18 protein-coding genes are annotated in these 25,946 nt (G+C 54.1%); 10 read left to right on the top strand and 8 right to left on the bottom strand.

Annotated elements, in window-relative coordinates; translation table 11 throughout:
• Positions 1–28 precede the first annotated feature (28 nt).
• The 4 genes from purF to metH all read right to left on the bottom strand — a co-directional run bounded on the left by purF (position 29) and on the right by metH (position 6,231).
• Positions 29–1,507 carry an amidophosphoribosyltransferase gene (gene purF / locus Abci_RS02290; protein WP_048837542.1) on the bottom strand — a complete coding sequence of 493 codons (1,479 nt, stop codon included), beginning with the start codon at positions 1,505–1,507 and terminating at the stop codon, positions 29–31.
• 46 nt (positions 1,508–1,553) lie between these two features.
• Positions 1,554–2,078, bottom strand: a complete 525-nt coding sequence (locus Abci_RS02285; protein WP_048837541.1) for a CvpA family protein — start codon at positions 2,076–2,078, stop codon at positions 1,554–1,556.
• 45 nt (positions 2,079–2,123) lie between these two features.
• On the bottom strand, positions 2,124–2,519 hold the full coding sequence (locus Abci_RS02280) for a hypothetical protein (protein WP_048837540.1): 396 nt from the start codon (positions 2,517–2,519) through the stop codon (positions 2,124–2,126).
• Between the two features lie 205 nt (positions 2,520–2,724).
• Positions 2,725–6,231, bottom strand: a complete 3,507-nt coding sequence (gene metH, locus Abci_RS02275; protein WP_048837612.1) for a methionine synthase — start codon at positions 6,229–6,231, stop codon at positions 2,725–2,727.
• Between metH and Abci_RS02270 the strand changes: the two genes are divergently transcribed.
• The 7 genes from Abci_RS02270 to Abci_RS02240 all read left to right on the top strand — a co-directional run bounded on the left by Abci_RS02270 (position 6,230) and on the right by Abci_RS02240 (position 18,366).
• Positions 6,230–6,742, top strand: coding sequence for a hypothetical protein (locus Abci_RS02270; protein ID WP_048837539.1), 513 nt, complete (start codon positions 6,230–6,232; stop codon positions 6,740–6,742). The genes metH and Abci_RS02270 overlap by 2 nt on opposite strands.
• Positions 6,743–6,884: 142 nt before the next feature.
• Complete coding sequence (locus Abci_RS02265; protein ID WP_181015807.1) at positions 6,885–9,146, top strand: peptidase domain-containing ABC transporter; 2,262 nt, start codon at positions 6,885–6,887, stop codon at positions 9,144–9,146.
• Between the two features lie 3 nt (positions 9,147–9,149).
• A complete protein-coding gene (locus Abci_RS02260) occupies positions 9,150–10,595 on the top strand; it encodes an HlyD family type I secretion periplasmic adaptor subunit (protein ID WP_048837538.1) in 1,446 nt (481 codons plus the stop codon).
• 51 nt (positions 10,596–10,646) lie between these two features.
• Positions 10,647–12,437, top strand: coding sequence for a tetratricopeptide repeat protein (locus Abci_RS02255; RefSeq protein ID WP_048837537.1), 1,791 nt, complete (start codon positions 10,647–10,649; stop codon positions 12,435–12,437).
• Between the two features lie 37 nt (positions 12,438–12,474).
• Positions 12,475–15,528, top strand: coding sequence for a glycosyltransferase (locus tag Abci_RS02250; RefSeq protein WP_048837536.1), 3,054 nt, complete (start codon positions 12,475–12,477; stop codon positions 15,526–15,528).
• A 73-nt stretch (positions 15,529–15,601) separates the two neighbouring features.
• A complete protein-coding gene (locus Abci_RS02245) occupies positions 15,602–16,861 on the top strand; it encodes a hypothetical protein (protein ID WP_048837535.1) in 1,260 nt (419 codons plus the stop codon).
• A gap of 65 nt (positions 16,862–16,926) precedes the next feature.
• On the top strand, positions 16,927–18,366 hold the full coding sequence (locus Abci_RS02240; RefSeq protein WP_048837534.1) for a glycosyltransferase family 4 protein: 1,440 nt from the start codon (positions 16,927–16,929) through the stop codon (positions 18,364–18,366).
• 113 nt (positions 18,367–18,479) lie between these two features.
• On the opposite strand, the gene Abci_RS02235 is transcribed toward Abci_RS02240, so the two are convergent.
• From Abci_RS02235 to Abci_RS02220, 4 genes are read right to left on the bottom strand one after another with little or no spacing between them, the layout of a single operon-like run.
• Positions 18,480–19,076 carry a PqiC family protein gene (locus Abci_RS02235; RefSeq protein WP_048837533.1) on the bottom strand — a complete coding sequence of 199 codons (597 nt, stop codon included), beginning with the start codon at positions 19,074–19,076 and terminating at the stop codon, positions 18,480–18,482.
• Positions 19,073–20,029 carry an MlaD family protein gene (locus Abci_RS02230; protein ID WP_048837532.1) on the bottom strand — a complete coding sequence of 319 codons (957 nt, stop codon included), beginning with the start codon at positions 20,027–20,029 and terminating at the stop codon, positions 19,073–19,075. Before Abci_RS02230 ends, Abci_RS02235 begins: the two co-directional genes overlap by 4 nt.
• A complete protein-coding gene (locus Abci_RS02225) occupies positions 20,022–20,819 on the bottom strand; it encodes an ABC transporter ATP-binding protein (RefSeq protein WP_048837531.1) in 798 nt (265 codons plus the stop codon). The genes Abci_RS02230 and Abci_RS02225 overlap by 8 nt, the downstream gene beginning before the upstream one ends.
• Before the next feature lie 2 nt (positions 20,820–20,821).
• Entirely contained in the window at positions 20,822–21,988 is a 1,167-nt protein-coding gene (locus tag Abci_RS02220; protein ID WP_048837530.1) for an MlaE family ABC transporter permease, read from the bottom strand.
• Between the two features lie 239 nt (positions 21,989–22,227).
• On the opposite strand from Abci_RS02220, the gene truB reads away from it, so the two are divergent.
• The 3 genes from truB (at position 22,228) to pnp (ending at position 25,899) form a co-directional block, all read left to right on the top strand.
• Complete coding sequence (gene truB / locus Abci_RS02215) at positions 22,228–23,142, top strand: tRNA pseudouridine(55) synthase TruB (RefSeq protein WP_048837610.1); 915 nt, start codon at positions 22,228–22,230, stop codon at positions 23,140–23,142.
• 25 nt (positions 23,143–23,167) lie between these two features.
• Positions 23,168–23,437, top strand: a complete 270-nt coding sequence (gene rpsO / locus Abci_RS02210) for a 30S ribosomal protein S15 (protein ID WP_048837609.1) — start codon at positions 23,168–23,170, stop codon at positions 23,435–23,437.
• A gap of 302 nt (positions 23,438–23,739) precedes the next feature.
• Complete coding sequence (pnp, locus tag Abci_RS02205) at positions 23,740–25,899, top strand: polyribonucleotide nucleotidyltransferase (RefSeq protein WP_048837529.1); 2,160 nt, start codon at positions 23,740–23,742, stop codon at positions 25,897–25,899.
• Positions 25,900–25,946 lie beyond the last annotated feature (47 nt).

Raw genomic sequence — 25,946 nt, 5'->3', positions numbered from 1 at the left:
GAAGCAGAGGCCCCTGTGGCGTTAAGGCTCAGGCCGTGCCTTTGCCAAACTCCAGATCGTGGTCCACCAACGGAATGGGATAGTCACCGGTAAAGCAGGCATCGCAATAGCGTTCCCGGTAAGCGGCCCGGCTTTCATGGCCCATGGCGCGGTACAAGCCATCCAGCGAAATAAAGGCCAGACTGTCCACCCCAATCAGCTCTGCCATTTTGGCAACGTCATGCTGGGCTGCTAGCAAGTGGCTGCGTTCTGGCGTATCAATGCCATAGAAGCAGGAATGCTTGGTGGGCGGTGAGGAAATGCGCATGTGCACTTCCTTCGCGCCAGCCGCACGCACCATGTCCACAATTTTGCGGGATGTGGTGCCACGCACAATGGAGTCGTCCACCAGAATAACGCGCTTGCCATCAAGGGCAGGGCGGTTGGTGGAGTGCTTCATTTTCACACCCAGATTACGGATATGGTCGGTCGGCTCAATAAAGGTACGGCCCACATAATGGTTGCGGATAATGCCCAGCTCAAACGGAATACCGCTTGCCTCAGCATACCCCATGGCGGACGGCACGCCAGAATCCGGAACCGGCACCACAATATCAGCTTCTACAGCGCTTTCCAGAGCCAGTTCGTGGCCAATCTGCTTGCGCACAGCATAAACCGGCAAGCCTTCCAGCACAGAGTCCGGACGTGCGAAGTAGATATATTCAAACACACAGAAATGCGGAGACGTCTGCCCAAAGGGCCGCAGGGAGCGGATGCCGTTCTGGTCAATAATCACCAGTTCGCCCGGTTCAATATCCCGCACGAATTCCGCGCCAATAATATCCAGCCCGCAGGTTTCTGATGCCAGAACCCAGGAGCCTTCGGCGCCACTTTCGCCCGGTATTTTGCCCAGAACCAGCGGGCGTACACCCATGGGGTCCCGCACACCCATCAGGGCATCGGTAGAGAGCACAACCAGAGAATACGCACCGGTCACGCGCTTGAGGGCATCAATCAGCCGGTCTTCCACCGTTGCGTAAAGCGAGGTGGCGATCAGGTGCACAAAAACTTCCGTGTCCATGGTGGACTGGAACAGGCACCCACGGCGGATCAGCTCTTTGCGCAGGCTGCCGGAGTTGGTGAGGTTGCCGTTGTGCGCCACGGCCAAGCCACCAAAGGCGAATTCTGCAAACAGCGGCTGCACGTTACGCAGCAGGGTGGCCCCTGAAGTCGCGTAACGGTTATGGCCTATGGCGCGGTCACCCTTAAGGGTAGCCATGACGCGGGGGTCATTGAACACGTCACCCACAAGGCCAAGCCCGCGATGAGAGTGGAACTGGGTGTCGTAGGACACAATCCCGGCAGCTTCCTGACCGCGATGTTGTAAGGCATGGAGCCCAAGCGCTGTCAGAGCAGCAGCGTCTTTGGTGTTCCAGATACCAAAAACCGCACATTCTTCATGTGGGTGGTCATCATCATGACAGGCAGCTGTGGTGGGAAGAGAACAGCGGGTATCGTGGGCGTGCATAGGTGCGCAGGGCCTCCGCAAATAGCCGAAAGAGAGCGTAGGGGGACTATAGGGTGGGGTCATGACCTGTGATGCCCGTTAGCGCAAGCCTTTTCGCGCTAAAAGTAGGCAGGAATGGCTGTATTGCTGTCACGCCCTGCTGGATATATGGGGTGAGCTTCCCGTTTTCTTCAAGGCTTTGCATGTCTTCTGCGGGCAAAAACCACTGTGCGACCATAAAAAGCAGCAGCACAGCCAGAAGGCCGCGTATCAGCCCGAATACTCCCCCCAATGTAGAGTCAATGCCACTGAGGGCCGTGCTTTTAACCGTTTTGACAATGGTGCTGACCAGCAGGGAGCATACGACCACCAATGCCAGAAAGAGGCCCACAAAGGCGACAATGTCGGCAAGAAGGGGGTTGTGAATAAAGGTCCGCACCCATTGTGCCGCGGTGCTGACAAAGTGGCAGGCAAGAAAAATTGCCAGAATCCAGCTTCCCACCCCCAATGCCTGCTGCGTAAAGCCACGCCACAGGCCGTGTAGAACGGACAACCCAACCAGTACGAGCGCAATACAGTCTATGACAGCCATGATGTTGCCGTTACGCCAGAAGGAGCTTGTTTGTCACGCGATGCGTTACGGAAGCTTGCTGGTGGAAATGCGCCAGGGGCGGGGAGTTCTGCCATTCTGCTTCTTGCGATGTGGCGGCTGGTTGAGGCGTAAGAATAGCTCTCCTACCTCAATGCGGCGCAGAATTTCTGTCCAGATTTCTTCAGGTTCAAGCCCTTCAAGGGCCCAGATTGCAGCCAGCTCCTGCATAAAGTTGGCGCTTTCCCGCACAATGTCCGGTTTTCTGCGGTCAATAAACGCCGCTACGCAGGCTGTTGCATGAAGGCCCGCTTTATTACAGGTGGCCATGATGTCTGCCGTAGGGTCACGATACGGCTTGTCTGCCGACTCCGCAGCCTGAGAGGCTGAGGAACCCGTAGAGTTGTGCGCCAAACGCGCTGAAGAGCGGGAAGGATGCTGCATAGCAGTAAGATGGGCAGGACACGGCCTTTTGGTCAACAGGTCGTATTGAATACGAAAAGTTTTTCCAGCGTGAAAATGAAAAGCGCATCTTCAGCAGTGGTGTGGGGAGTTGGGGCACGATTGCAGGTTAAGCCTGCCTGAAAGGTATTTTCCTGAGAGCATTGGTCCGCCAGTACTCTCAGGAAAGCTCATAGCGACAAGCCTGTTAGATAGTAAAATACTTGGCCTTTTTATTGAGAATAACCAGAGCAGAGGTCGATTGTTCCGGATGGAGCTGGTCCCCGTCTGTCAGAGACACACCAATCCGCTCTGCGCCCAGAAGGCGGAGGATGGGGTGTTGATCTTCCAAGCGTGGGCAAGCTGGATACCCGAAGGAATAGCGTGACCCGCGATACCCCTGCTGCAACAGGGTATCCATGTCCCGCGCATCCTCTGCGGCAAAGCCAAGTTCAGCACGGATACGCTTGTGCGTGTATTCTGCCATGGCTTCGGCAATTTCAACCGACAGGCCGTGCAGATACAGGTAATCCTGATACTTGTTTTCCTCAAACCAATCCCGCGCAATGTCAGAGGCCTTCTGGCCGACCGTCACAACCTGCAAGGCTACAACATCACGCTGTGGGTCTGAAATATCACGCACAAAGTCGGCAATGCACTCGCCGTCTTCGCGGGGCTGCCGGGGTAGGGTGAAGCGTGCAGCTTCTGTTATGCCGTCTTCTTCAAACAGGATCAGGTCGTTCCCTTCCCCCGCAGCTTTCCAGTACCCGTAGCTGGCCTGCGGGTTCAGGATAGAATCCTTGGCGGCAAGGTCCAGCATCCGCAGCAGGATAGGGCGCAGTTCCTGCTTGGCCCACACCATGAACTCCTCAAGCGAGCGTCCCTGCTTTCTGAACCCCCACTGGAACTGGTACAGTGAGCGGTCATTCAGGAAGGGTAGCACGGCCTCGGTAGGGGCGGAGATAACCTTGCTGCCCCAGAAAGGGGGCGTCAGGACAGGCTCATCCGCAACCATGCGGGCGCGGCGGGCTTTGGTCTGTGCCGGGTCTACAGGGGTGAAGCCGCGTGTTTCAGCCGCCTCCGGCGTGCGGGCATTACGGCGTGTGGCCTTGCCTTCACGGCGTTTGGCAATGGCGGCCCGGTAGTCGTCAAACTTGTTCTGGGCAATGTGGTCCATCAGGGTCAACCCATCAAAGGCGTCCCGCGCATAAGCCACGCGCCCTGTGGGGTTGTAGGCGGCCACACAGTCTTCTTCCACATAGTTGCGGGTTAGGGCAGCGCCCCCAAGCAGCACCGGTACATCCAGCCCTTCGCGGCTGATTTCTTCAAGGTTTTCGCGCATGATGACCGTGGACTTCACCAAAAGCCCGGACATGCCAATGGCGTCAGCTTTTTCGCGCTTTGTCGCTTCAATCATGTCAGCCACAGGCACCTTGATGCCCAGATTAACCACGCGGTAGCCGTTATTGGTCAGAATGATATCGACAAGATTTTTGCCAATATCATGAACGTCACCTTTTACGGTGGCCAGCACAATGGTTCCACGGTGCTGCCCTTCAGCGCGCTCCATGTGGGGTTCAAGCCATGCTACGGCGGCCTTCATGGTCTCGGCAGATTGCAGCACAAACGGAAGCTGCATTTTGCCCGAACCAAAAAGTTCCCCAACCACCTTCATGCCATCCAGCAGCACGGTGTTGATGATGTCGAGCGGCGCCAGTCTGGTCATGGCTTCTTCAAGGTCTGCTTCCAGCCCTTTGCGGTCACCATCAACAATGCGGTCTTTCAGGCGTTCTTCGACCGTTTCTGCGACCTTGCGTTTAACAGCTTCGGATGCCTTGCGGTCTGCAAACAGCTCCAACAGTTTTTGCAGTGGGTCATAATCGGCTGTGCGGCGGTCAAAAATCAGATCTTCCGCAACCTTGACCTCTTCTGGTGCAATCATGTGCAGCGGGCGGATTTTGGACACATGCACAATGGCGGCCGTCATGCCTGCCTTGACGGCATGGTCCAGATAGACCGAGTTAAGAACCGCACGGGCAGCCGGGTTCAGGCCGAATGAGATGTTGGACAGCCCCAGCACAATCTGCACATCCGGGAACTTGTCCCGAATCATCTTGATGCCTTCCAGCGTCCATACACCCAGTTTGCGGTCATCTTCCGCGCCGGTGGCAATGGTGAAGGTCAACGGGTCTATCATCAGGTCTGACTGCGGTAGGCCGTATTTTTCGCAGGCAAATTCAATCAGGCGTGTGGCAATGCGCAGCTTGTCTTCCGGGCGGCGGGCCATGCCTTCTTCGTCAATGGTCAAGGCCACAACGGCGGCCCCGAACTTCCGGGCCAGTGTCATGCGGTCGGCTGCCGGACCTTCTCCATCCTCAAAATTGATGGAGTTGATGATAGGCTTGCCGCCATGCAGTTTGAGAGCGGCCTCAATAACGGGCGTTTCCGTAGAATCAATTACCAGAGGCGCGTTGACGGAGGATGTGAAGCGCTTGATCACTTCATCCATTTCCGCACGCTCGTCGCGTCCCACAAATGCCGTGCAGACATCCAGAGCGTTAGAGCCCTCTTTAGCCTGCTCCCGGCCTATGGCAACGCATCCATCCCAGTCATGGGCTTCCTGCAATTCGCGCCATTTTTTTGAGCCGTTGGCATTGCAGCGCTCACCAATAGAGAAATAGGCGTTCTCCTGCCGTAATGGCACCTGAGTATACAGGCTGGCAACGGAGGGAACCCAGACAGAGGTTCTGGCAATAGGGGCAGGGCGGTGCCTGCCCGTACCCTCTGCACGGCGGCGCAGCATGGCATCCAACGCAGCAATATGCGGCGTGGAGGTGCCACAGCAGCCGCCAATCAGGTTAATGCCATCTTCCTTGATAAAGCGCTCAACCCAGGTCGCCATATCTTCGGGGGAGAGAGGGTAGTGGGTCTTGCCGTCCACCAGTTCCGGCAGGCCTGCGTTCGGGAGCACGGAAATAAGGCGCGGCCAGTTTTCAGACAGCCAATGAACGTGTTCCGCCATTTCCTGCGGGCCGGTGGCACAGTTCAGGCCAATCAGGTCTGCATCAAGGCTATGAATGACGGTCGCAGCAGCCGCAATGTCGGGGCCAACAAGCAGGGTACCCGTTGTTTCAACGGTAACCTGTACGAAAATAGGCGTTGTCACACCCATTTCCGCCCGGGCAATTTTCATGCCGTTGACGGCGGCTTTAATCTGAAGCGTGTCCTGACAGGTTTCAATCAGGAAGGCATCCACCCCACCCTCAATAAGCCCGCGCCCCTGCTCGGCCAAGGCGGCTTCCAGCGTATCGTAATCAACATTTCCCAGAGAAGGCAGCTTGGTGCCCGGCCCGATGGAGCCCAGAACATACCGGCTGCGACCGTCTGCAAAACTATCCGCTGCTTCACGCGCCAGAATGGCGGAGGACCGATTGATTTCCCGTGTCTTGTCTGACAGCCCAAATTCGCTCAAAGTAATAGGCGAACCACCAAAAGTATTGGTTTCCACCATATCCGCTCCGGCTTCATAGTAGCCACGGTGGATTTCGCGTATGAGTTCAGGGCGTGAGAGAGTCAGGATTTCAGTACAATTTTCCTGCCCCCAGTAATCACGCGTCAGGTCCAGATCAAGCATCTGGATGCGTGATCCCATCCCACCATCACACAGCAGGACCTGATCACGCAGGGCATCGAGAAGCGGAAGACGAGTAGGCATGGCATCCATGAAGCAGGAAAGTGAGGGGAAGCGCCCATCAGGCCTAGGCCAAGCGGGCAAGCCGTTATTCCAGAGTAAGGCCGCCCTGTCCACCAGTGCGCTGGCATGGAGAGGGTCAGGAGACCCCCGTATTCCGCTCAGCATTCTCACCCCGCACGATATGTGTGACGTGGAAAAAGCACAGAGCGCTGTCTTTTTTGTAGGGGCTGTGCCGGTAGAGGATGCGGGCTGGTTGGTCAGTCGGGTCTGGGTGGGGCAGATTCGGCAGGCTTCTGACATGCTGCATCCAGGTAGTTGCCCGTGCTGCATACGCCTCAATGGGCTGGGTCATGCTCTGGTTGCCTTATTTCAGGAGCGCGTCAAAGGGCTGTGTAAGTATTTTTCCAACCTGGTTATTATTTGTTCGGCAGAAGAAAGAGCTCTCGTGCAAGAAAATCTGGCAAGAGATAATCTGGTTATTGGATTTTATGGATTAAAGGCGGTTTCTAGCCGGTTTTCCTGTCAATCCTGACTGACATAACAAACAAACTTCTTTTTTTTGTGTAGAAACACTTGGAGGTCAGTGCCTCTCGCTGTCATATAGGGGCCTGCTGGCTCCTGTATTACAGGGAGAGGCCGGTTGAAGAGTGTTGGTTTTATCAAAAGGGTTATTCGTGAACCAGTCTGATCATGTGCCTGAGGTTGCCGGCTCTTCCTCCCATTCGTCTCACGGTACTGAGCGTGTCCACCCTGCAATGATCCGCTTGCGGGCGGCTATGGCGGCTGCAAAATATCATGGTCTCGAACTTGATATTCATGATTTTGCCGCTGAACCAGGTGAAGACAGTCCATCTCCAGCTACTTTGGCACGTTGGCTGAGAGATCAGGGTGCCGCGGCTAAGGGGATGCGCATTAAATGGCGCTATCTGGTACGAATGACCAACACTCCCCCCATCGTACTGATGTTCCGCGATGGATCCGCCGCGCTGATGGTCGGAGCCTCGCCTGAAAAAGGGATTGTGTGGCTAAGAGACCCTATGAAAGGGGAGGGCGCGGTTCCTGTTGCTGTGGATGAACTCCGTCTGGGACGTATCTGGACAGGGGATGTGCTTCTTGTCAAAGGAAGGGTGGGGCAATCAGAAGCCGAGGCCCCTATCAATTTTGGCTGGTTTGCCAAGATGGTGCTGCGCGAGAAAAAATCTTTGCGCGACATTGCTATTGCCTCCATGACTCTTAGTATTCTTCAAATATTCCCACCGCTTATTGTTATGCAGGTGGTGGATAAGGTGGTCAATTACCACTCAATGGCGACTCTTGTTTCCATTGCTGGTATTGTGTTTGTTTTTTCTTTTTATGAAGTTTTGCTGTCGTATGGTCGGCGTGAACTGTCATTGATTTTGTCAACACGAGTGGACGCGCGTCTTTCGCTGCACTTGTTTAGCCGTCTCGTTTCATTGCCTCTTGAGTATTTTGAACGCCAGCAGACCGGTAATATGCTGGGGCGTGTCATGGCTATTTACAAAGTGCGTGATTTTTTGACCGGGAAGTTGATGATGACATTCCTGGACCTATTTACGCTTATCGTTATTCTGCCGTTTTTGTTTTATCTTAGTTCTACTCTGGCATGGATGACTGTTGCGGCTGCCGGTTTGATTGGTTTGATAGTCGTTATTTTCACGGCGCCACTAACAAAAATAATGAACAAGCAGATTGAAGCAGAACGTGACCGTGGTGCAATATTGTATGAAACTGTTGCCGGTATTCGAACACTGAAAACGCTCGCTTTGGAAAATAGTCGCAAGCAAGTTTGGGATGAAATGACGGCGCGTGTTGTGCGCTGGAAGTTGGCTTCTGGACGTATACAAAACTGGCCTCAAACGCTTGTTATGCCTTTAGATATGTTTATTAGTCGCGGTATTATTATTATCGGTGCTTATTTGGCGCTTGTGAGTCCGTCTTCTGTTGGTGCTGGTGGTTTGGTCGCATTCATGATGCTTGGTGGGCGTGTTGCGACGCCCCTTGTTGGTTTGGCAAAACTCATGGATGATTATACGGAAGTCATGACGTCTCTGGGCGAAGCGGCATCTGTGCTGAATCAGCCGACAGAAACCAAGGCGCTGACAACCGGCATGCGTCCGCCTATCAAAGGTGCGTTATCCTTCGAAGATGTGAACTTCTCCTATCCAGGAGCTACCACGCTTGCGCTGAAGGACGTCAATTTTGAGATCCCCGCAGGGACCATGTTGGGTCTGGTCGGTCGAAGCGGTTCGGGTAAGTCTACCATTACGCGGCTTCTGCAAGGTGTCAGTCGGTCTTATACGGGTTATCTGAAGCTCGATGGGATTGATTTGCGTGAGATCAATCTGACGCATCTTCGTCGCTCTTTCGGGGTTGTGCTGCAGGATAACTTTCTTTTCCGCGGGACAATTCGTGAGAATATAACGGCGGGCCGCCCTGGTTTTACAATTGACGATGTTATCCGTGCTGCCCGTATGGCGGGTGCAGAAGAGTTTATCGAGCGTATGCCGGCGGGATATGAAACCTTTATTGAAGAAGGTTCTACCAATATTTCCGGGGGGCAACGTCAGCGGCTTGCTATTGCACGTGCTGTCATTACGGATCCCAAACTTATGATCCTGGATGAGGCGACCTCTGCCCTTGATCCGGAAAGTGAAGCTTTGGTGAACGCCAACCTTGAACGGATTGGTCAGGGTAGAACCATGGTCATCGTGTCTCATCGTCTGTCGTCTCTGGTCAACTGTGACCAGATATGCGTCATGGATCGGGGGGCGGTTGTAGATATCGCGCCGCATGATGTCCTACTTGAGCGCTGTGATATTTATCGTACGTTGTGGATGCAGCAAAACCGTCACACAGAAGGTCGCTCTGCGGGAAAACCCGATGATAGATCTTCTCTGATTGCGGAAGGAGAATAAGCCATGAGCGAGAATGATGTAATTCCCGCCGGGCAGGAATCCAATTCTGACGGTGTGGAAAGAAACAGCGTTGATTTTCTGCGTCAGGCGGACGATCCCTATGCACAGGGTGATATGCCTATTGCGCTGCTGGAGTTCCACTCTCCAACCGCGGCACTTGTCAACATGCCGCCTACGGCTTCCGCGCAATATATTGTGTGGGTGATTGGTGCCCTCGTCCTCTCGTCTGTCACGGCTATGGCTGTTTTTCCTCTTGATCGTGTTGTCTCTACACAGGGGCAGTTGATTTCAGTCGAGAACTCTCTTGTCATACAGCCTTTAGATACGTCGATTATACGGTCCATCGATGTTAAAGAGGGTGACTTTGTCAAAAAGGGTGATGTTCTCGCTCACCTCGACCCGACAACGACGGGTGCTGATATTGACAATATGCGAGCGCAGAATGACCAGTATCAAGCGGAAGTGGCGCGTCTGAAAGCGGAAGCGGAAGGCAAGTCTTATCAAGTTGATCTGCAACAACCTGCCTCAGTCAGGCAGGGGGAAGCTTTCCTGCGTCGCAAAGCTGAATATGACGCAAAAATAGCAAACTATGACAAGCAGATCGCCAGTTTACAGCATGACCTGCAAGGCTACGAAGCCAGTGCGGCAATGTATGCCGCTCAAACCAAAGTTGCTGCCGATGTGCATAAAATGCGTATGCAACTTCAGAAAGATCAGGTTGGCAGCAAGCTATCTACGTTAGGTGCGCAAAGCACTCTAATGGAAACGGAAAGATCGCAGATTGCTGCGCAGCAGCAGGCCGCTTCAACGCGTAACAAGCTTGCAGCTCAAGTGGCTGAGAAGGAAGGATATACTCAAAGCTGGAAAGCCGAGGTCTATCAAAACTTGATCAAGGCAGAACATAGTGCAGCAGAGTCTGACAGTATGTACCGTAAAGCGGTTCTGCATAATAGCTTGGTTGCTCTTAAAGCAGACGAAGATGCTGTGGTCCTGAGTATTGGCAAGGTATCTGTTGGGTCGGTTGTCAATGCAGCGCAGCGTATTATGACGCTTGTGCCTGTGGGTAAAGGTCTGGAAGTAGAAGCAGTTCTTTCCGGCAAGGATGTCGGGTTTGTTAAGCTTGGTGACAAAGCACTCGTAAAATTCGCGACCTTTCCCTATCAGCAATATGGTGGCGCGGATGCAGTCGTAAGAACCATCAGTGCTGATTCCTTTGTAGCAAACGAGGATGCTCAGCAGGGTGGGGTAACACCTGATGCAACAGGGAAGTCTTTTTACCGTGTTCGCATGAAGATTGATCGTTACACATTGCGTGGTGTACCCAGCTTCTTCCATCCACAGCCGGGTATGCCTGTTACAGCAGACATTAAGGTTGGTAAGCGGACTATCATGCAGTATCTGCTCAATAACTTCATGCCACTCATGAGTAATGGTATGCGCGAACCTTAAGAGAACCTCTGCTTACAAATAGAAAGATTCTTGTATAGGAAGAGGTAATTTATGGTTCTGGGTCTGTTCAAGCGTATTTTGGGGCGTAACAGGTCTTCACTAGAGGACAGGCTACTGCGCGCCAAAGCCCTGATGGAAGACCCGGACGATGCTGCAAAAGGCTTTTCGCAACTTTCTGTTCTTGCACGGGAAGGGAGTGCCGAGGCGCAGTTTCTTGTCGGGCAGGCCTATCTCAATGCGACAGGAGCTCCCCCCAATCTTATAGAGGGGGTACGCTGGACAAGACGGGCAGCAAAACAAGGCTGGGGGCAGGCAGGTTTTATTCTTGCCACGCTCTATTTATATGGTCTTCCAGCAGAGGCGGAAGCAGACCAAAGTAGTGTTTCAGTCTTTGATGAAGCACAAACCCCTGAAGTCAAACCCGAGCCAGATTACCGCAAGGCTGCGTTTTGGGCTAAACAAGCTGCTGAGGGCGAAAACCCCGATGCGCAGGCCATGTATGGCTATATTCTTTGTAATGGTCCGGAAGATATCCGTAACCCTGATGAAGGATTGCTTTGGTATCAGAAAGCAGCGCAGGCTGGGTGCATTCAAGGTAATCTGGGCCTTGGTATAGCAGCGCTCAATGCGGCTCAATCGGATGAAGAGTACGCACAGGCTGCTATAGAACTTGATAAAGCAGCGCAAAAAGGTCTTGGGACCGCACTCTATCTCATGGGTGTTCTGGCTGAACGCGGGTTAGGGCGAGACGCCAGCATAACAGAAGCGATGCAGTATTATGCACAGGCTGCGGAACACCATGTTTCCAGTGCGCAGGCCAAATATGGTGTAGCGCTCATGCTTGGCCAAGGCGTTGAGCGAGACACAGTGCGTGGTGAAACCTGGCTGCGGCGTGCTGCGTTGGCAGGCGATGCTGAAGCAGCGGCTACCCTTGGGGATATGTACGGGCGGGGGGGCGATATGCCACCCAATTATGCAGAAGCCATTGCCTGGTATCGGTATGCGTCTGACCATGGTCATTCAGCCGCTAGTTATACGTTGGGCACGTTGTACCAAGAAGGTGTTGCCGTTCCGCAGGATATGCAGGAGGCAGAGCGTTGGTTCAAAATTGCGGTTGAACAAGGCAATGGTGATGCCGCTGCCGGTTTGGGGAATCTGTTGTTGCAGGGGAAAATTTCTCCTGAAGCCGGACAGGAAATTCTGAGCGCTTATCAGGTCAAGGCAGAACAAGGCGACTATTTATCTGCATTCAATTTTGGTGTTTGTCTCGCTCAAGGGGTAGGTACGCAGCCCGATGAGGCCGAAGCCCTTAAGTGGCTACATAAAGCAGCAGAACGCGTTGTAAATGCCCAGTATTGGTATGGCACCATGCTGTTGAATGGACGTGGTACCGAAAAAGATGCTGAAGAAGGGCGTGCCTGGATAAAGAAAGCGGCTGACGCGGGCATGATTGAGGCTCAAGTGGCTTATGCTGACTTGTTGGTAAGAGGTGAAGGCGGAAGTAAAAACCACCTGGAAGCCCTGAAGCTTTATGAAAACGCTGCAAAATCCGGTCAGGTTTGGGCCATGTTTTCTGTGGGGGCAATGTATGGCGGTGGTCACGACGTTCCGCAGGATCGTGCTGTGGCGCAAAGCTGGTTCCTACAGGCAGCGCAGCGCGGCAATGCTGCTGCCCAGCTTATGATGGGTCGTTATCTGGCGCTTGGCTTGGCTGGTGACAAAAACATCGTGCAAGCAAAAAAATGGTATGCCAAAGCAAAAGCGCAGGATGTAACGCAAGCAGCCAGCGAACTTGCTGACCTGGAAGACCAAGAGAAAATGAGTGTGTCAGAACAAGGTTGACGCACATACTGTGTGCTCTGTGTAGAAAGTTGTAAAAATGGCAGCATTTTACACAGGTTTTGTGTGGCAGGATGCGTCCCTGACCAAAGAGCAGCGTGCTGTCATAGCAAGTGAGGCTGCTCAAAAATCCTTCCGGCTTGGTGTTGAATCCTGGACCGCAGGAAAACCGGAAAAAGCCTGGGACTGGCTGGAACGTGCCAACAGGCAAGCGCCAGATAATCCGCATGTCATGTTTGCTCTGGTGCTGGCCCGTCAGGCTGCCGGAGATCGTGACGGTGTGCTGGCTCTGCTGCATGCTCTTGTGCAGCGCTTTGATTTTCAGGAAGGCTGGTTCCTACTCGCTACATTTCAGGATGCCTACGGGTATCTGCAAGATGCTCTCAAGTCTTTGTCTTATGTGCTGTCGAATTTTGCCTATAGTCCTGAGGTTGGCGAGCTTGCAGATAAACTTTGCCAAAAAGCCGGTTTATCCGGCTGGTATGGATTGGCAACAGACGGAGAACTTGTATCCGGTAAGGCCTTGCAGGCTGTAAGACCGACCCTGTTTTTCGATCATGTAAAAACGTCGGTAAAAAAGAAAAATGGTGGTTGGTACTGTCCGGACGGATGGTGCCTGACGCAGCACATTCAGGTTACGGCGCAGGGCTATTCAGGTATTCTGGGTGGTGCATTTGATGTTGGGAAAATAACACGTTGTGAAGGACTGGTGCGCGCCGACCCAAGTGGGATAACGGGATGGGCTTGGCTACCTTATAATGCGGAAGAGGCACCCGTTCTGCGTGTTTTGTGTGGAGACAGAAAGAAAGAACTTTTCAGTTTTGTGGCAGAGGAATTAAGTCAGACGGTTATTACAGACAGGCCTGTGGCGCGGTATCGGCATGTTGCTATTCCATGGGACATTTTGCCAGAAGGAATGGTGCATATTCTGGGTCCAGACAGACGAGACCTTGCTGGCAGCCCGCTTGATGCGCGGAAAATAGCAATGGGAGGACAGTTTATTGCAAGCTGCCTTTCACAAAAATCAAATGAACACCTAATAGCAACAAACCTGCGCGCCCTTCCTTTTCTGCCGCTGCCTTACTGTAAAGAACAAATAGTCGAACCAGACTATAACAATAAAAAATTCCCATTAACGATTATTATACCCGTTTTTAAAGGGTATACCGTGACCATGGCGTGTCTGGAGGCCGTTCAAAAAACAACGTGTCGGACAAAAATTAAAATCATAGTTGTTAACGATGCGTCGCCTGATGTTATTCTTTGTAATAGTGTCAAGAAGTTTTGCGAGGAAAGCCACTGGCTCTATATTGAGCATACAGTCAATCAGGGCTTTCCTCAGGCGGTCAATACGGGTCTGGAAGCCGCTGCCGGGCACGATGTTATTTTGCTGAATAGTGATACTCTCGTACCAGACGGATGGGTGGCGGAGTTGCGCTCTATTGCTTATTCTGAAAAAAATATTGGAACAGTAACGCCATTTTCAAATGATGCGAGTATCCTCTCTTATCCATCCAGAGAACAGAAAAATCCTGTCCCGACCATGGATTCTGTTGAAGTCTTCATGCAGGTCGCTCAGGCTGCCAATAAAGGGCAAGCTTATGATATTCCCACAGGGAATGGGTTTTGTCTTTATATCCGGCAGGATTGCTTGCGCCAGACTGGTGTTTTCCGTGATGATGTTTTTGCGCAAGGTTACGGAGAAGAAAACGATTTTTGCATGCGCGCATATGCCTTGGGATGGCAGCATAAGGCCGCAGTCGGTGCTTTTGTGGCGCATATTGGCTCTGCGTCTTTTGGAGAAAGCCGTATAGAGCTTATAAAACGAAATTCTGATATTCTCGAGGCGCTTCACCCAGGATATCACGCTATGGTCGCGGACTGGATCAAGCAGGATCCGTTATTTGAAGCCAGAAGACGGATGGATCTTGTTAGGTTTCGGCAAAAAACAAGTTCTAGACCTCATAAAAATACATCAGTTCTGCTGATTACGCATCCCTATGGAGGCGGTGTGGAGCGCGTGGTTCAGTCTCACGCAAAGGCCTATGTCAAAAAATCTCTCAGATGCCTGATACTACGCCCAACGGAGAGCGGGTGTATTTTGGAAGAGAGCTGTGACCCAGACTCATTCCCATCCTTACAGTTTCGGTTGCCAGAAGACTGGGCCTTGCTCAAGCGTGTGCTGAAAGCAGAAGCTGTCCGTAAAATTGAAGTGCATCATCTGGTTGGCTATTCGCCACTGCTCTACACGTTACCGCAAGATCTGGATTGTTCTTATGATGTGCATATCCATGATTATATGTGGTTTTGCCAAAGGATTTCCCTTCTGGGGTCTGATGGGGACTATTGCGGAGAACCGGATACTGACGGCTGCACAAAATGCCTCTCTCTTGCTGGTGCGCAGGGTGGAGAGGCGATGGATGTTCCTGAGTTCCTGGCGCGCTCGGAAGTTTTTTTGCGACAGGCACGGCGTGTTTATGCACCATCCCAGGATGTCGCTGCCCGTATGGCGCGTCATTTCCCGTCGCTTCTGTGCCATGTTCGACCGCTTGAAAATGATGCGAAGAGTGTGCCTTACGGCGGCAGCCCCCGCACGCCAGTTAAATTTGTTGTTGGGCGTGGAGCGCTTTCCAGCCCAACAGGCAACAAACGTGTCAGGCTATGCGTCATTGGCGGGATAGGGATGGAGAAAGGGTATGCCGTTCTTCATCAGGCGGCATTGGATGCCGCAATGCGGGATCTTCCTCTGGAATTTGTGATTGTAGGGCATACTCCCCATGACCAGCTTTTGCTGGATACGGGCCGGGTCTTCATAACTGGCGAATATCGGGAAGAGGACGCTGTGCAGCTCATCGCGTCTACCGCGTCGGATGCCGCTTTTTTACCATCAATCTGGCCAGAGACATGGTGCTTTACAGTGGGGTTAGCGTGGCGCGCCGGGCTGGCTGTGTTAGCGTTTGATCATGGTGCCCCGGCAGAGCGTATCAGGGCGACAGGGCGTGGAATCTTGTTAGATCTAAATTTACGTGGGGCCGCTTTAAATGAGGTGTTGATAAAAACCGTGCTTAGCGGCAAGACAGCTATGGCACAGTGAAGAAATACTTTTTGGAAATTTTTAGTGGTTTCGATTTAGACTTTCTTCGAAGTTTTCTGATGAAAGAGGATGTATGTCACAGACCAGCCAGACGCCTGCGCAGCAGCGTATTTCAGACCTAAAAGTATCAGGACATCTGATGACGCTTCAGACTGGCCTGTTCTGCGTGTTTTATACACCCGGTCAGCAGCCCCCCACGCCAGCAGGCCTGCCGGGCGTTCGTATTACCCGCTTCCCCACTCAGGTGGCAGGGCAAGTGGATATTGTGACGTTTGAAAATGATGGCTGGCTGGGTGCTGGTAGTGGTGCGGCTCTTGTGCGTGTGCATTCAGGCACGGCACAGGTGATGGTCACCATCTATCAGGAAGAAAATTCACCGCATGAGGCCCCCCGCTTGCAGGTTGTGCAGCTTAGCGCGCAGGCTAATGCACCAGCCCCCGCAGGAGCGCCGGCTGTAAAAGCACCAACACCTATTCCAGCCGGTGTGCAGGCACAAGCGCAGGCGCAGCGGAACAACGCCCCCGCCCAGAAGCCGGAAATCGGTGCTCATATTCAGCGCCGTGGTGATGTTGCCGTGCGTCTGGGAGAATGGATGGGCCAGCCTGGCAGCCACGCCTGGATTGAAGGGTTTGGCGTGTCTCCGGCAGAAATCATTTCTCCTGCGGATATCGAGTATCAGGCAGTTCTGGGTAAAGGCTGGCTGTCACCCTGGGTTGAAGGTGGCCAGTATTGCGGTAGCCGTGGGATGGCCCTGCCCATTCTCGGGCTTTGCGTACGCCTGAAAGGTCAGGCTGCCAAAAAGTTTGTTTGTCGCCTGACAGCAACCTTTACGGACGGCACAAAAATTGGTCCGTTGGAGACAGATGAGCCGATCGAAGCAGACTCTTTGGCTCCGCTAGAGGCTTTCTTGTTGGAAATCGTGCCGCGTAACGCGTCAGCAAGCAAAAAAGGGAAAGCTGCGCCTGTTGCAGCCAACGCGGCCGAAGCTGCCGCTGACCTTGCCGCCCTGCTTGCGGAAGATATTGCCGAGCTTGAAGACAATGAAGATGACTTTGACCTCTTCATTGAAGAAGAAATAGACGAGCCAGAGGCAGAAGCGCCGCGTAAACAGCGTGGTGGCCGCAAGCCTGCCAAAGCGCAAGAACAGCAGATAGAAGAAACATCCCCCGCACCACGTGCAAAGCGGGGCCGCAAGCCAGCAGCGGCTGCGCCTGTTTCTCCTGCACCAAGCCGTCGCAAAGCTGCACCAGTAGCACCGTCCAGCCGTACCAAGGCAGCAGCGGCACCCAAACGTGGTGTTGGACGTGGACGGAAACCGGGTTCCCGCCGATAATACAGAAAAGCCCGGCCAAAAATGCCGGGCTTTTTTTATGATCTTATGACCAAACGAGCATTCTCTTGAAATACCTCTTTATTCATCAGAACTTCCCAGGCCAGTACCTTCATCTTGTAAGACATCTTGTACAGCAGGGTGGGCATGAGATCGTATTTATCAGCGAAGACAACGCGAATGTCATTCAAGGGGTCCGGCGCGTACGCTACCGGTTACCTCGGCCTGTGGCAGAGGGTGCGCATCCCGGCGTGCGGGAACTTGATTCTGGCCTGATGCGGGCTGATGAAGTTGCCAAGGCCGCAGCGACCCTCAAAAATCTGGGCTTTGTACCAGATATTATTCTCGGCCATCATGGATGGGGTGAACTGCTGAATATTCAGGATGTTTATCCTGATGTGCCAGTCATTGGGTATTTTGAATTCTATTACCACACAGAGCCGGGATACGATGTGAACTTCGACCCGGAATTCCCTATGGACCCGGCTCTTGTGCCGCTTGTGCGGGCCAAAAACAGTATTAATCTTCTTGCGCTAACAAACCCTGGTCATGGTCAGACACCCACCCTGTTCCAGAAAGGGGCTTACCCCGCATGGGCGCAGGACAAGATTACGGTTGTCAGAGAAGGGGTTGATCTGACGCTTTGTCGTCCTAACCCTCAAAGCCATAAAAAAGATTTCGTGTTGGGTGATGTGCGCATTAAGCCCACCCAGAAACTGGTCACGTATGTATCCCGCGACCTTGAGCCCTATCGGGGGTTTCATGTGTTCATGCGTGCCTTACCCCGTGTGCTTGAAGAGCAGCCAGATGCGCATGTCATTATCGTAGGGAGTGATGGTGTCAGCTACGGCGCCAAGCTGGCTACGGGGTGCTGGCGTCAGATTCTGTTGCAGGAATTGGGCGATACGATAGATCTGTCCCGTGTCCATTTTGTCGGTAAAGTAGCGTATGAAGACTTCTTAGCGCTTCTGCAGCGGTCCGATGCGCATGTTTACCTGACTTACCCATTTGTCGCCTCATGGTCTCTGCGGGAAGCTATGGCAACAGGGTGCGCCATTGTGGGTAGTGACACGGCTCCGGTGCAGGAATTGCTGACGCACGGTGAGACAGCCCTTTTGGTCCCCTTCCATCAGCCAGAGCGTATTGCTGAGGGGATTCTGCGGTTACTGACAGATAAAGTGCTGGCTAAAAAGCTTCGTAAAGCCGTGCGCGCAGAGGCTGAGCAGTCTTTGTGTATGGATGCCTATCTGGCCGAATATGAAGCGCTGATTGCCAAGATTATTGACAGCCATAAGCCCCAGGTAACGAGAGCACTCGACGCAGTACAGACTGAGGCGACCCCCTCCGCCCCGGTAAAAGCCCGTAAACCTCGGCGCACTGTGCCCGCGTCTTCCGGTGTACGGAAAAAGGCGGCAGCGGTTGCCAAACCTGCAACTCCAGTGGTGAAGAAAGCCAAGGCAGGAGCGCGCACGACTGTAGCGAAGCCTAAAAGAACACGTCGGACGTAGAGATTGTCTCAAAAGGCACCTGTTTAGTCACAGGAATGCCTGTCCGGACCTCAGTTCTGAATTTTTGAAACAGCCTGCTAGAGGGAAGAATACTCCTTCTGGCAGGCTGTTTTTTATAGGTGAGGCGGGAAAGACGCGTTGACGTTGTCCGCCAGCGTAATAACCAGTTTGCGCATAAGAGCGGCCATGTCGGCATCAGATGTCAGGGGGCCTGTCTGGGTCAGGTGCGCGCGGTTCCGGATAAGGGGCTGGTTGGGGTCCTGGGGCATGATGGCCCAGTTGGCATCCAATACGGCCTGACCATCCGTATCAACATCAAACCGTGAGATATTGATCTGTACCCGCAGGGTCGGGGTGTCAGCCAAAGGCTGGTCCGTAATCAATGCCGTGGGATGAGAGAGGGAGATCTCGTTGGTAATCAGATCCGTGATTCCAAGCGAAAGCCGGGTTGCCCAGCGTGACTTGGGGCTACGGACAATTTCTTCCCCATTACGGATGACAATGTCCTGTGTGTCGAGATAGTCGGGCAGCACAACACGGCTGATCTGCACCGTTGTGGCATGGGCAGAAAGGCGCGGGGGTTGCTGCTGCGTGTTCTGGTCCGAGGGCATGCCCAACGTATAAAGGCGCAGTGGCGGCGCAGCACAGCCGGAAAGCAGGGCGCACCCGCATAGCAGGGGCAGCGCCAGGTGGCGAAGGTAAGGCATCATGGGCGGCGTCCCATCAACAGAAGTTGCGGATTATGCTCCACGTCTCCGGCAAACCCACGGAGCGAGGCAGCAGAGGCCGCAATGTCACGCAAGGCGGCGTCCAGATTAGCACGGTCAACTGAGCGTGGAGACAGGATGGTCTGCAACGTATCCAGCGTCTTGGTTGCAGACGCCAGCGTTGCATGCAGGTCAGCACCCCGGCCTGCCATCTGGGATGTGGTGGTTTGCAGCAGGCCATCCATCTTGCCGAGGGTAACGTCCAGCTTTTTCTGGAGATCGCGGATTGCATCCGTTGCTGCAGAGAGCGTGCCGTCAGAATGGTCCGCCGTGGCTTTGATGCTGGCGATAAGGGGCGGGAGCTGCTCGTTCAGGGTGGCAGTCAACTCCTGCACGGAAAGCAGGGTCTTGTCCGCATGAGCGGCCATTTCCTTGACCGGAATTTGGCCAAGCGTGTCCTTCAGCTTTTCAACAGGGGAAAGCCGGGCCGGGATTTCTGTTTCTCTGGTAATGCGCGGGTGGAAAATGGCGGGCGTGGATTTGTCAAAATTCAGGTCGATGTTGGATTGACCGGTAACAAAACTGAGCACATTCAGTTCAGCGCGCAGGCCATTGTCAATCAGGTCCTGAATATGCACGGACCCCCCACCAAACGAGTCATGCACCACATGAATCTGTTCCGGCTCCAGTGTCAGGAGAACAGGAATATAGGCTTTATGGTCTTTGGGGTCGAAGCGCAGGGTAATGCTTTTGACAGACCCCACCTTCACCCCGCGGAACGTAACAGGTGCCCCCACACTCAGGCCGGTAATGGAGTTCTGAAATACCACAACGGCCTCACGGGATGAAGAAAAAAGACGCATATGGCCAAACAGGATGAGAATGGCCATGGCCAACACACCGCCGCCAACCACAAACGCGCCAATAATGGTTTTTCGGTTCGTGCTTTCAGCCATGCGTTTCGCCCTTTGTTGCGGAAGCGTCCTGCACGGTCGCCTCACGGTTCATGAAAGCCATTACTTCAGGAATGGTGCTGTGGTCGCGCAGGTCACGCGGGGCACCGTGCGCAATGGGTGTGTGGGTTTTGGCATCCAGAAAAATACCATCATCAGCAATTTTAAACAGGCTTGGCAGTTCATGACTGACGATAACAATTGTCGCGCCCAGCCCGTCCCGCAAGGTCAGGATAAGGTCATCCAGTCGGGCTGATGTAATAGGGTCCAGCCCGGCGGAGGGTTCATCAAAAAATAGAATGTCCGGGTCTAGCGCAATGGCCCGTGCAAGGCCTGCGCGTTTCCGCATCCCGCCTGAAATTTCGGAGGGCATCAGGTCTACAGCGTGCTCCATTCCCACAAAGCCGAGCTTGAGCTCAACTAGGCGACGAATCACGTCCGGCCGCAGGGGGGTGAACATTTCCATGGGCAGGGCAACGTTCTCCCCTACAGTCATGGAACTCCACAGTGCGGCACTCTGGAACAGGACGCCAAACCTGTGGTTCAGCTCCGTTCTGCGGCGTTGGTTCTGTGCCCAGTAGTCCTCGCCTTCCACCAGAATCTGGCCGGAAGCGGGGCGCAAAAGTCCGATCATACTTTTCAGGAGCGTACTTTTGCCGCAGCCAGACCCGCCCATGACGGCAAAAATGGAGCCGCGTTTGAGATCAAAGGATACATTCTGCTGAATAACCTTTGGCCCAAAGGCAATGGTCAGGTCATGTACGCTGATGATGGGATCTGAGGACTCGGCCATGCTCAGATATCCAGCACGTTGGCGATGATGGCAAACAGTGCGTCCATGGCAATAACCCCAACAATACCAATCACGACAGCACGGGTTGCTGCAATCCCGACATCTGCGGCGCTTCGGCCTGCCTTCAACCCCACGCGGCAGGCTGCCAGCGCAATAAACCCTGCAAAAAAGAAAGACTTGATGAAGCCAAAAATGAATTCATGCAGGGCTATGCCGTTTACTGTCGTGGTCAGGTACCCAATGGCGGTCCCGCTCATCATGGTCATTGCCACAACAAACCCACCAAAAATGGCAATGATCGTGCCGTAAATATACAGCAGCGGCATCATGAGGGAGAGGGACAGGATAGACGGCAGCAGGATATAGGTGGAAACGGGAATGCCGGATACTTCCAGCGCATCAATTTCTTCATTGCCCAACATGGTGGAAATGCGGGCTGCGTAAGCCCCACCTGTACGACCCGCCATGACAATAGCGGTCATGATGGCCGAAATTTCTCTGGCGCAGGCAATGCCAACCAGATTGGCAACGTAAATATCCGCAGCAAAACGGCGGAGTTCAATCAGGCCGACAAAAGCCAAAATCGCCCCAACCAGAAAATTGACAATGCCCACAATCAGCAGGGCGGAGGGGCCAGCGTTCCAGAGGTCTGTGGCCAGATCCTTCAGGCGCATACCGCTTTTACCGGTTAGGGCTTTTAGTGCCCCTTTTGCGGTTTCAGCCGCCATGACAGCCACGGTGCCCGTCTCATCAAGGCATCGAAGAGTCTTGTCTCCTACCCGGTCCAGAAAGGGAGCGGGCGCTTTTTGTGCCGCTGGCGGCTTGGCGGGCTCAGGGGGGAGGAGCGCCAGAAGCCGCTGCGCCGGGCCGGGCAGGGTGCTGGGGTCAAACTGAACCCCAGCATGGTTGGCAGCCTGCTTTACATCCCACAAGAAGGAGATAAAGGCTGTATCCCAGTTTTCCAGTTGCTGCGTATCTAATTGCAGAACCTGGCCTGGTGTTGCGGTGTGCAGACCATCTTGCGGGAAAGGGGCCATTCCCCCATGCTCAACATCCCAGTTCCCGCTCAGGCGTAGCGTAAGGGGTATGCCTGACGCGTCCAGAGACCACGCAGCCTGCTGCGGTGTGTGTTGGCCCGTAACGGGAGAAGGTGGGTGTGTGTTGGTCATGATGTGTTTTGACACATAAGGCACCCGGAACTGGCTGACCAGTCCTGCCAGCTATGGGCTGGCCGCAGCACAAAACATCGGGAGTTTTAGGCAACGGGCGGTGTGGCTGGCGCACTGGGTACTGTGTTGGGGTGCTGTACTTTGCTTTGGTCGGCATTGCAGCCACTGCGGGCGTCAGGTAGATGCAGGCCAGTTTTACCGGGCCGGAAGAGCCTGCTGACAACGGGAGGTTCCCCCTTATGCGACGCAAACGCGGTCAACCCATTGATGGCTGGCTTGTTATAGACAAACCTTCAGGCATGACCTCCACACAGGTTGTGGGGCGCGCCAAGCGCCTGTTCGATGCCCAGAAAGTTGGGCATGGTGGTACGCTGGACCCGTTGGCAACCGGCCTTTTGCCGTTGGCATTCGGGAAGGCAACCAAAACCGTTCCCTATATTATGGACGGCACCAAAGTGTACCAGTTCACCCTTAAAATGGGGGAAGCGCGGGACAGCGATGATGCTGATGGCGCCGTAACAGGGTATTCGGATGTGCGCCCCACGGATGACCAGTTGCGTGCGGCGCTGCCCGCATTGACGGGCAACATCATGCAGGTGCCGCCGGTCTTCTCAGCCCTCAAGGTGGCGGGAGAGCGTTCCTATGATATGGCCCGTGAGGGGCGCCCCCCGGAGCTGCCACCGCGTCCTGCCAGAGTAGACCGCTTTGAGCTGGTCAAACGCATAGATGACGATACGGCTGTGTTTGAGGTCGAATCCGGCAAAGGCGTCTATATGCGTGCCCTTGCCCGCGATGTTGCGCTGGCCTGCGGCACTGTGGGCCATATTACCGTGTTACGGCGCCTGCGCGTGGGCCCTTTTACCGAGGCAGATGCAATAACACTGGACAAATTGACGCCAAACGACGACAACCCCCATGCCTCACCGGAGCTGCTGCGTCCGGTCGCGACCGCGCTGGCCGACATCCCGGCGCTGGCCCTGACCGAAGATGAAGCAGCGTCTTTGCTGCACGGGCGGGCGCTGAGCCTTGTTGATCTGATGGGACGTATTCCGCAGGTTGATGAAGACAGCCCCATCCGGGCCATGGAAGGGGGGCGCGTATTAGGTTTATGCCGCCTGGAAGACGGGCTGCTGCGCCCGATACGGATTCTCTAAACCGACTTGTTTTATGGAGACAGTGATGTCGATTACAGCAGAACGCCGCACGGCAGTTATCAGCGAATACCAGACCACCCCGACGGACACCGGTTCCCCGGAAGTGCAGGTTGCAATCCTGACCGAGCGTATCAACAACCTCACCGAGCATCTGAAAACCCACGCCAAGGACTTCCACTCCCGTCGTGGCCTGCTGATCCTCGTTGGTCGTCGCCGCCGTCTTCTTGACTACCTGCGCGGCAAAAGCGTTGCACGTTATGACGCGCTGATCGCCCGTCTGGGCCTGCGTCGCTAAAAGAGCCTGTGTGGGAATGTGGCCTAAAGCTGTATTCCCACACGCTTTTTTAAAGGAGCAGGGCGGGAATAATCCCCACCCCTCCTTGCACCTCCGTGTTTTACGGGGGATGATAAACCAGCCATAGGCTTCATAAAGCGCGGGGGTGTGAATCCCGGCGGGCCACGGCGTTTCCGACCACATGGTGCCTGGGGTTTAGCCGCCAGACTCCATGCCGTCCGATGCGCTGTCCGCTCCCATAGATTCCCGGCTCCGTTCTGTTCCTGTGGCTATTGTCAGTATAAAGAGGAAAGCAGAACAATATGAGTATTGATTTCAAATACTTCCGTAAAGAAATTGAATGGGGTGGCCGCCCTCTGGTTCTTGAAACCGGTAAAATTGCCCGTCAGGCCGATGGCGCTGTTGTCGTCACTTACGGTGAAACCGTAGTGCTGTGTACCGCTGTTGGGGCCAAAAGCGTCAAGGCTGGGCAGGACTTCTTCCCCCTGACCGTGAATTATCAGGAAAAAGCTTACGCAGCAGGCAAGATTCCTGGTGGCTTCTTCAAGCGTGAAGGCCGTCCGTCAGAAAACGAAACACTGGTTTCCCGCCTGATTGACCGCCCCATCCGTCCGCTCTTCCCGGAAGGGTTCCGGAACGAAGTGCAGGTTATTGCCACCGTGCTGACGCACGATATGGAAAATGACCCGTCAATCCCGGCTCTGATCGGTTGCTCCGCAGCGCTTACGCTGTCTGGTATTCCGTTCTTCGGCCCGGTTGCTGGTGCGCGCGTTGCCTATAAAGATGGCGCTTTCATCCTTAACCCCACACTGGAACAGATGAAGGACGTTGACCTTGATCTCGTGGTGGCGGGTACGGAAGAAGGCGTTCTGATGGTTGAATCAGAAGCCGCCGAACTGTCTGAAGACGTGATGCTTGAAGCCGTGACCTTTGGTCACAGCGCTTTCCAGCCAGTGATTGATGCCATTATCTCTCTGGCTGAACACGCTGCGAAAGCACCATGGGATCTGCCGGAAGAATCCAAGGAAGCACAGAAGCTCCGCACCCGTGTGGACAAAGTTGGCCGCAAGCTGATTGCTGATGCGTACAAGGAAAAAGTCAAACAGGCTCGCTACGAAAAAATTGGCGCAGCCAAGGAAGCCATCCTTGAAAAGCTGGCAGCCGAAGAGCTGGATGTTGACGCCGCCAAACCGATGCTCAAGGACCTTGAAGCTGACGTTGTGCGGACCTCTGTTCTGAAAACCGGCCTGCGTATTGATGGTCGTGATCTGGTAACAGTGCGCCCCATCGTGTCTGAAGTTGGCATTCTGCCTCGCGCACATGGTTCTTCCCTGTTTACCCGTGGTGAAACACAGGCTCTGGTTGTCACTACGCTGGGTACGGCGCAGGACGAACAGGTTATTGATGCGCTGCAGGGTGAATACCGCACCAACTTCCTGCTGCACTATAACTTCCCTCCCTTCTCCGTTGGGGAATGCGGGCGGATCGGGTCTCCGGGCCGTCGTGAAATCGGGCATGGCAAGCTGGCATGGCGCGCGCTGAACCCGCTGCTGCCAACCCGTAAGGAATTTCCGTACACGCTGCGCGTGGTGTCTGAAATTACGGAAAGCAATGGCTCTTCTTCTATGGCCACAGTGTGCGGTAGCTCACTGGCGCTGATGGATGCAGGTGTGCCCCTGAAACGCCCTGTGGCTGGTATTGCCATGGGTCTGATCAAGGAAGGCAAAGACTTTGCCGTTCTGTCCGACATTCTTGGTGACGAAGATCACCTCGGGGATATGGACTTCAAGGTAGCCGGGACCGAGCAGGGTGTGACAGCCCTTCAGATGGACATTAAAATTACGTCCATCACGCCGGAAATCATGAAGATCGCTCTGGGTCAGGCTCGTGATGGCCGACTGCACATTCTGGGTGAAATGAGCAAGGCTCTGACCGAAGGCCGCAGCGATGTGTCCTCCACGGCGCCAAAAATCACCACCATGAAAGTGCCGCGCGAAAAAATCCGTGATGTGATCGGGTCTGGCGGTAAAGTTATTCGTGAGATCGTTGAATACTCAGGCGCGAAAGTCGATATCGGGGATGATGGTACCATCACCATCGCCGCAATGTCTGACGATCAGGCCCAGAAAGCCATTCAGCGTATCAATGGTATTGTGGCAGAGCCTGAAATTGGCCGCATTTACGACGGTAAGGTTGTTAAAACCGCTGACTTTGGCGCGTTTGTAAACTTCCTTGGCGCGCGTGATGGGCTGGTTCATATCTCTGAACTCGCACAGGGCCGCGTGGGTAAAACCACCGATGTTGTGAAGCAGGGTGACGCCGTCAAAGTAAAGGTCATCGGGTTTGATGACCGCGGCAAGGTAAAACTGTCCATGCGCATTGTGGATCAGGCAACAGGTGCAGACCTGTCTGATACAGTAGGTGAAAAACCTGCACGCGCACCGCGCCGGGATGCTGAATAAGCATCCCTCACGGATACGCAGTCTTGGCATGGCTTGTTTGGTAAAAC

The sequence above is a fragment of the Acetobacter cibinongensis genome (assembly GCF_000963925.1).
GTDB classification, from domain to species: domain Bacteria; phylum Pseudomonadota; class Alphaproteobacteria; order Acetobacterales; family Acetobacteraceae; genus Acetobacter; species Acetobacter cibinongensis.
This window is presented reverse-complemented; position numbering and strand designations above follow the sequence as displayed.

Excerpts from the sequence above, each read along its gene's own strand:
- rpsO (WP_048837609.1), top strand. The coding sequence starts at position 23,168 with ATGTCGATTACAGCAGAACGCCGCACGGCAGTTATCAGCGAATACCAG.
- Abci_RS02250 (WP_048837536.1), top strand. The coding sequence starts at position 12,475 with ATGGCAGCATTTTACACAGGTTTTGTGTGGCAGGATGCGTCCCTGACC.
- Abci_RS02285 (WP_048837541.1), bottom strand. The coding sequence starts at position 2,078 with ATGGCTGTCATAGACTGTATTGCGCTCGTACTGGTTGGGTTGTCCGTT.
- purF (WP_048837542.1), bottom strand. The coding sequence starts at position 1,507 with ATGCACGCCCACGATACCCGCTGTTCTCTTCCCACCACAGCTGCCTGT.
- Abci_RS02260 (WP_048837538.1), top strand. The coding sequence starts at position 9,150 with ATGAGCGAGAATGATGTAATTCCCGCCGGGCAGGAATCCAATTCTGAC.
- Abci_RS02225 (WP_048837531.1), bottom strand. The coding sequence starts at position 20,819 with ATGGCCGAGTCCTCAGATCCCATCATCAGCGTACATGACCTGACCATT.
- Abci_RS02220 (WP_048837530.1), bottom strand. The coding sequence starts at position 21,988 with ATGACCAACACACACCCACCTTCTCCCGTTACGGGCCAACACACACCG.
- truB (WP_048837610.1), top strand. The coding sequence starts at position 22,228 with ATGCGACGCAAACGCGGTCAACCCATTGATGGCTGGCTTGTTATAGAC.
- Abci_RS02270 (WP_048837539.1), top strand. The coding sequence starts at position 6,230 with ATGGCATCCATGAAGCAGGAAAGTGAGGGGAAGCGCCCATCAGGCCTA.
- metH (WP_048837612.1), bottom strand. The coding sequence starts at position 6,231 with ATGCCTACTCGTCTTCCGCTTCTCGATGCCCTGCGTGATCAGGTCCTG.
- Abci_RS02230 (WP_048837532.1), bottom strand. The coding sequence starts at position 20,029 with ATGGCTGAAAGCACGAACCGAAAAACCATTATTGGCGCGTTTGTGGTT.
- Abci_RS02245 (WP_048837535.1), top strand. The coding sequence starts at position 15,602 with ATGTCACAGACCAGCCAGACGCCTGCGCAGCAGCGTATTTCAGACCTA.
- pnp (WP_048837529.1), top strand. The coding sequence starts at position 23,740 with ATGAGTATTGATTTCAAATACTTCCGTAAAGAAATTGAATGGGGTGGC.
- Abci_RS02235 (WP_048837533.1), bottom strand. The coding sequence starts at position 19,076 with ATGATGCCTTACCTTCGCCACCTGGCGCTGCCCCTGCTATGCGGGTGC.
- Abci_RS02280 (WP_048837540.1), bottom strand. The coding sequence starts at position 2,519 with ATGCAGCATCCTTCCCGCTCTTCAGCGCGTTTGGCGCACAACTCTACG.
- Abci_RS02255 (WP_048837537.1), top strand. The coding sequence starts at position 10,647 with ATGGTTCTGGGTCTGTTCAAGCGTATTTTGGGGCGTAACAGGTCTTCA.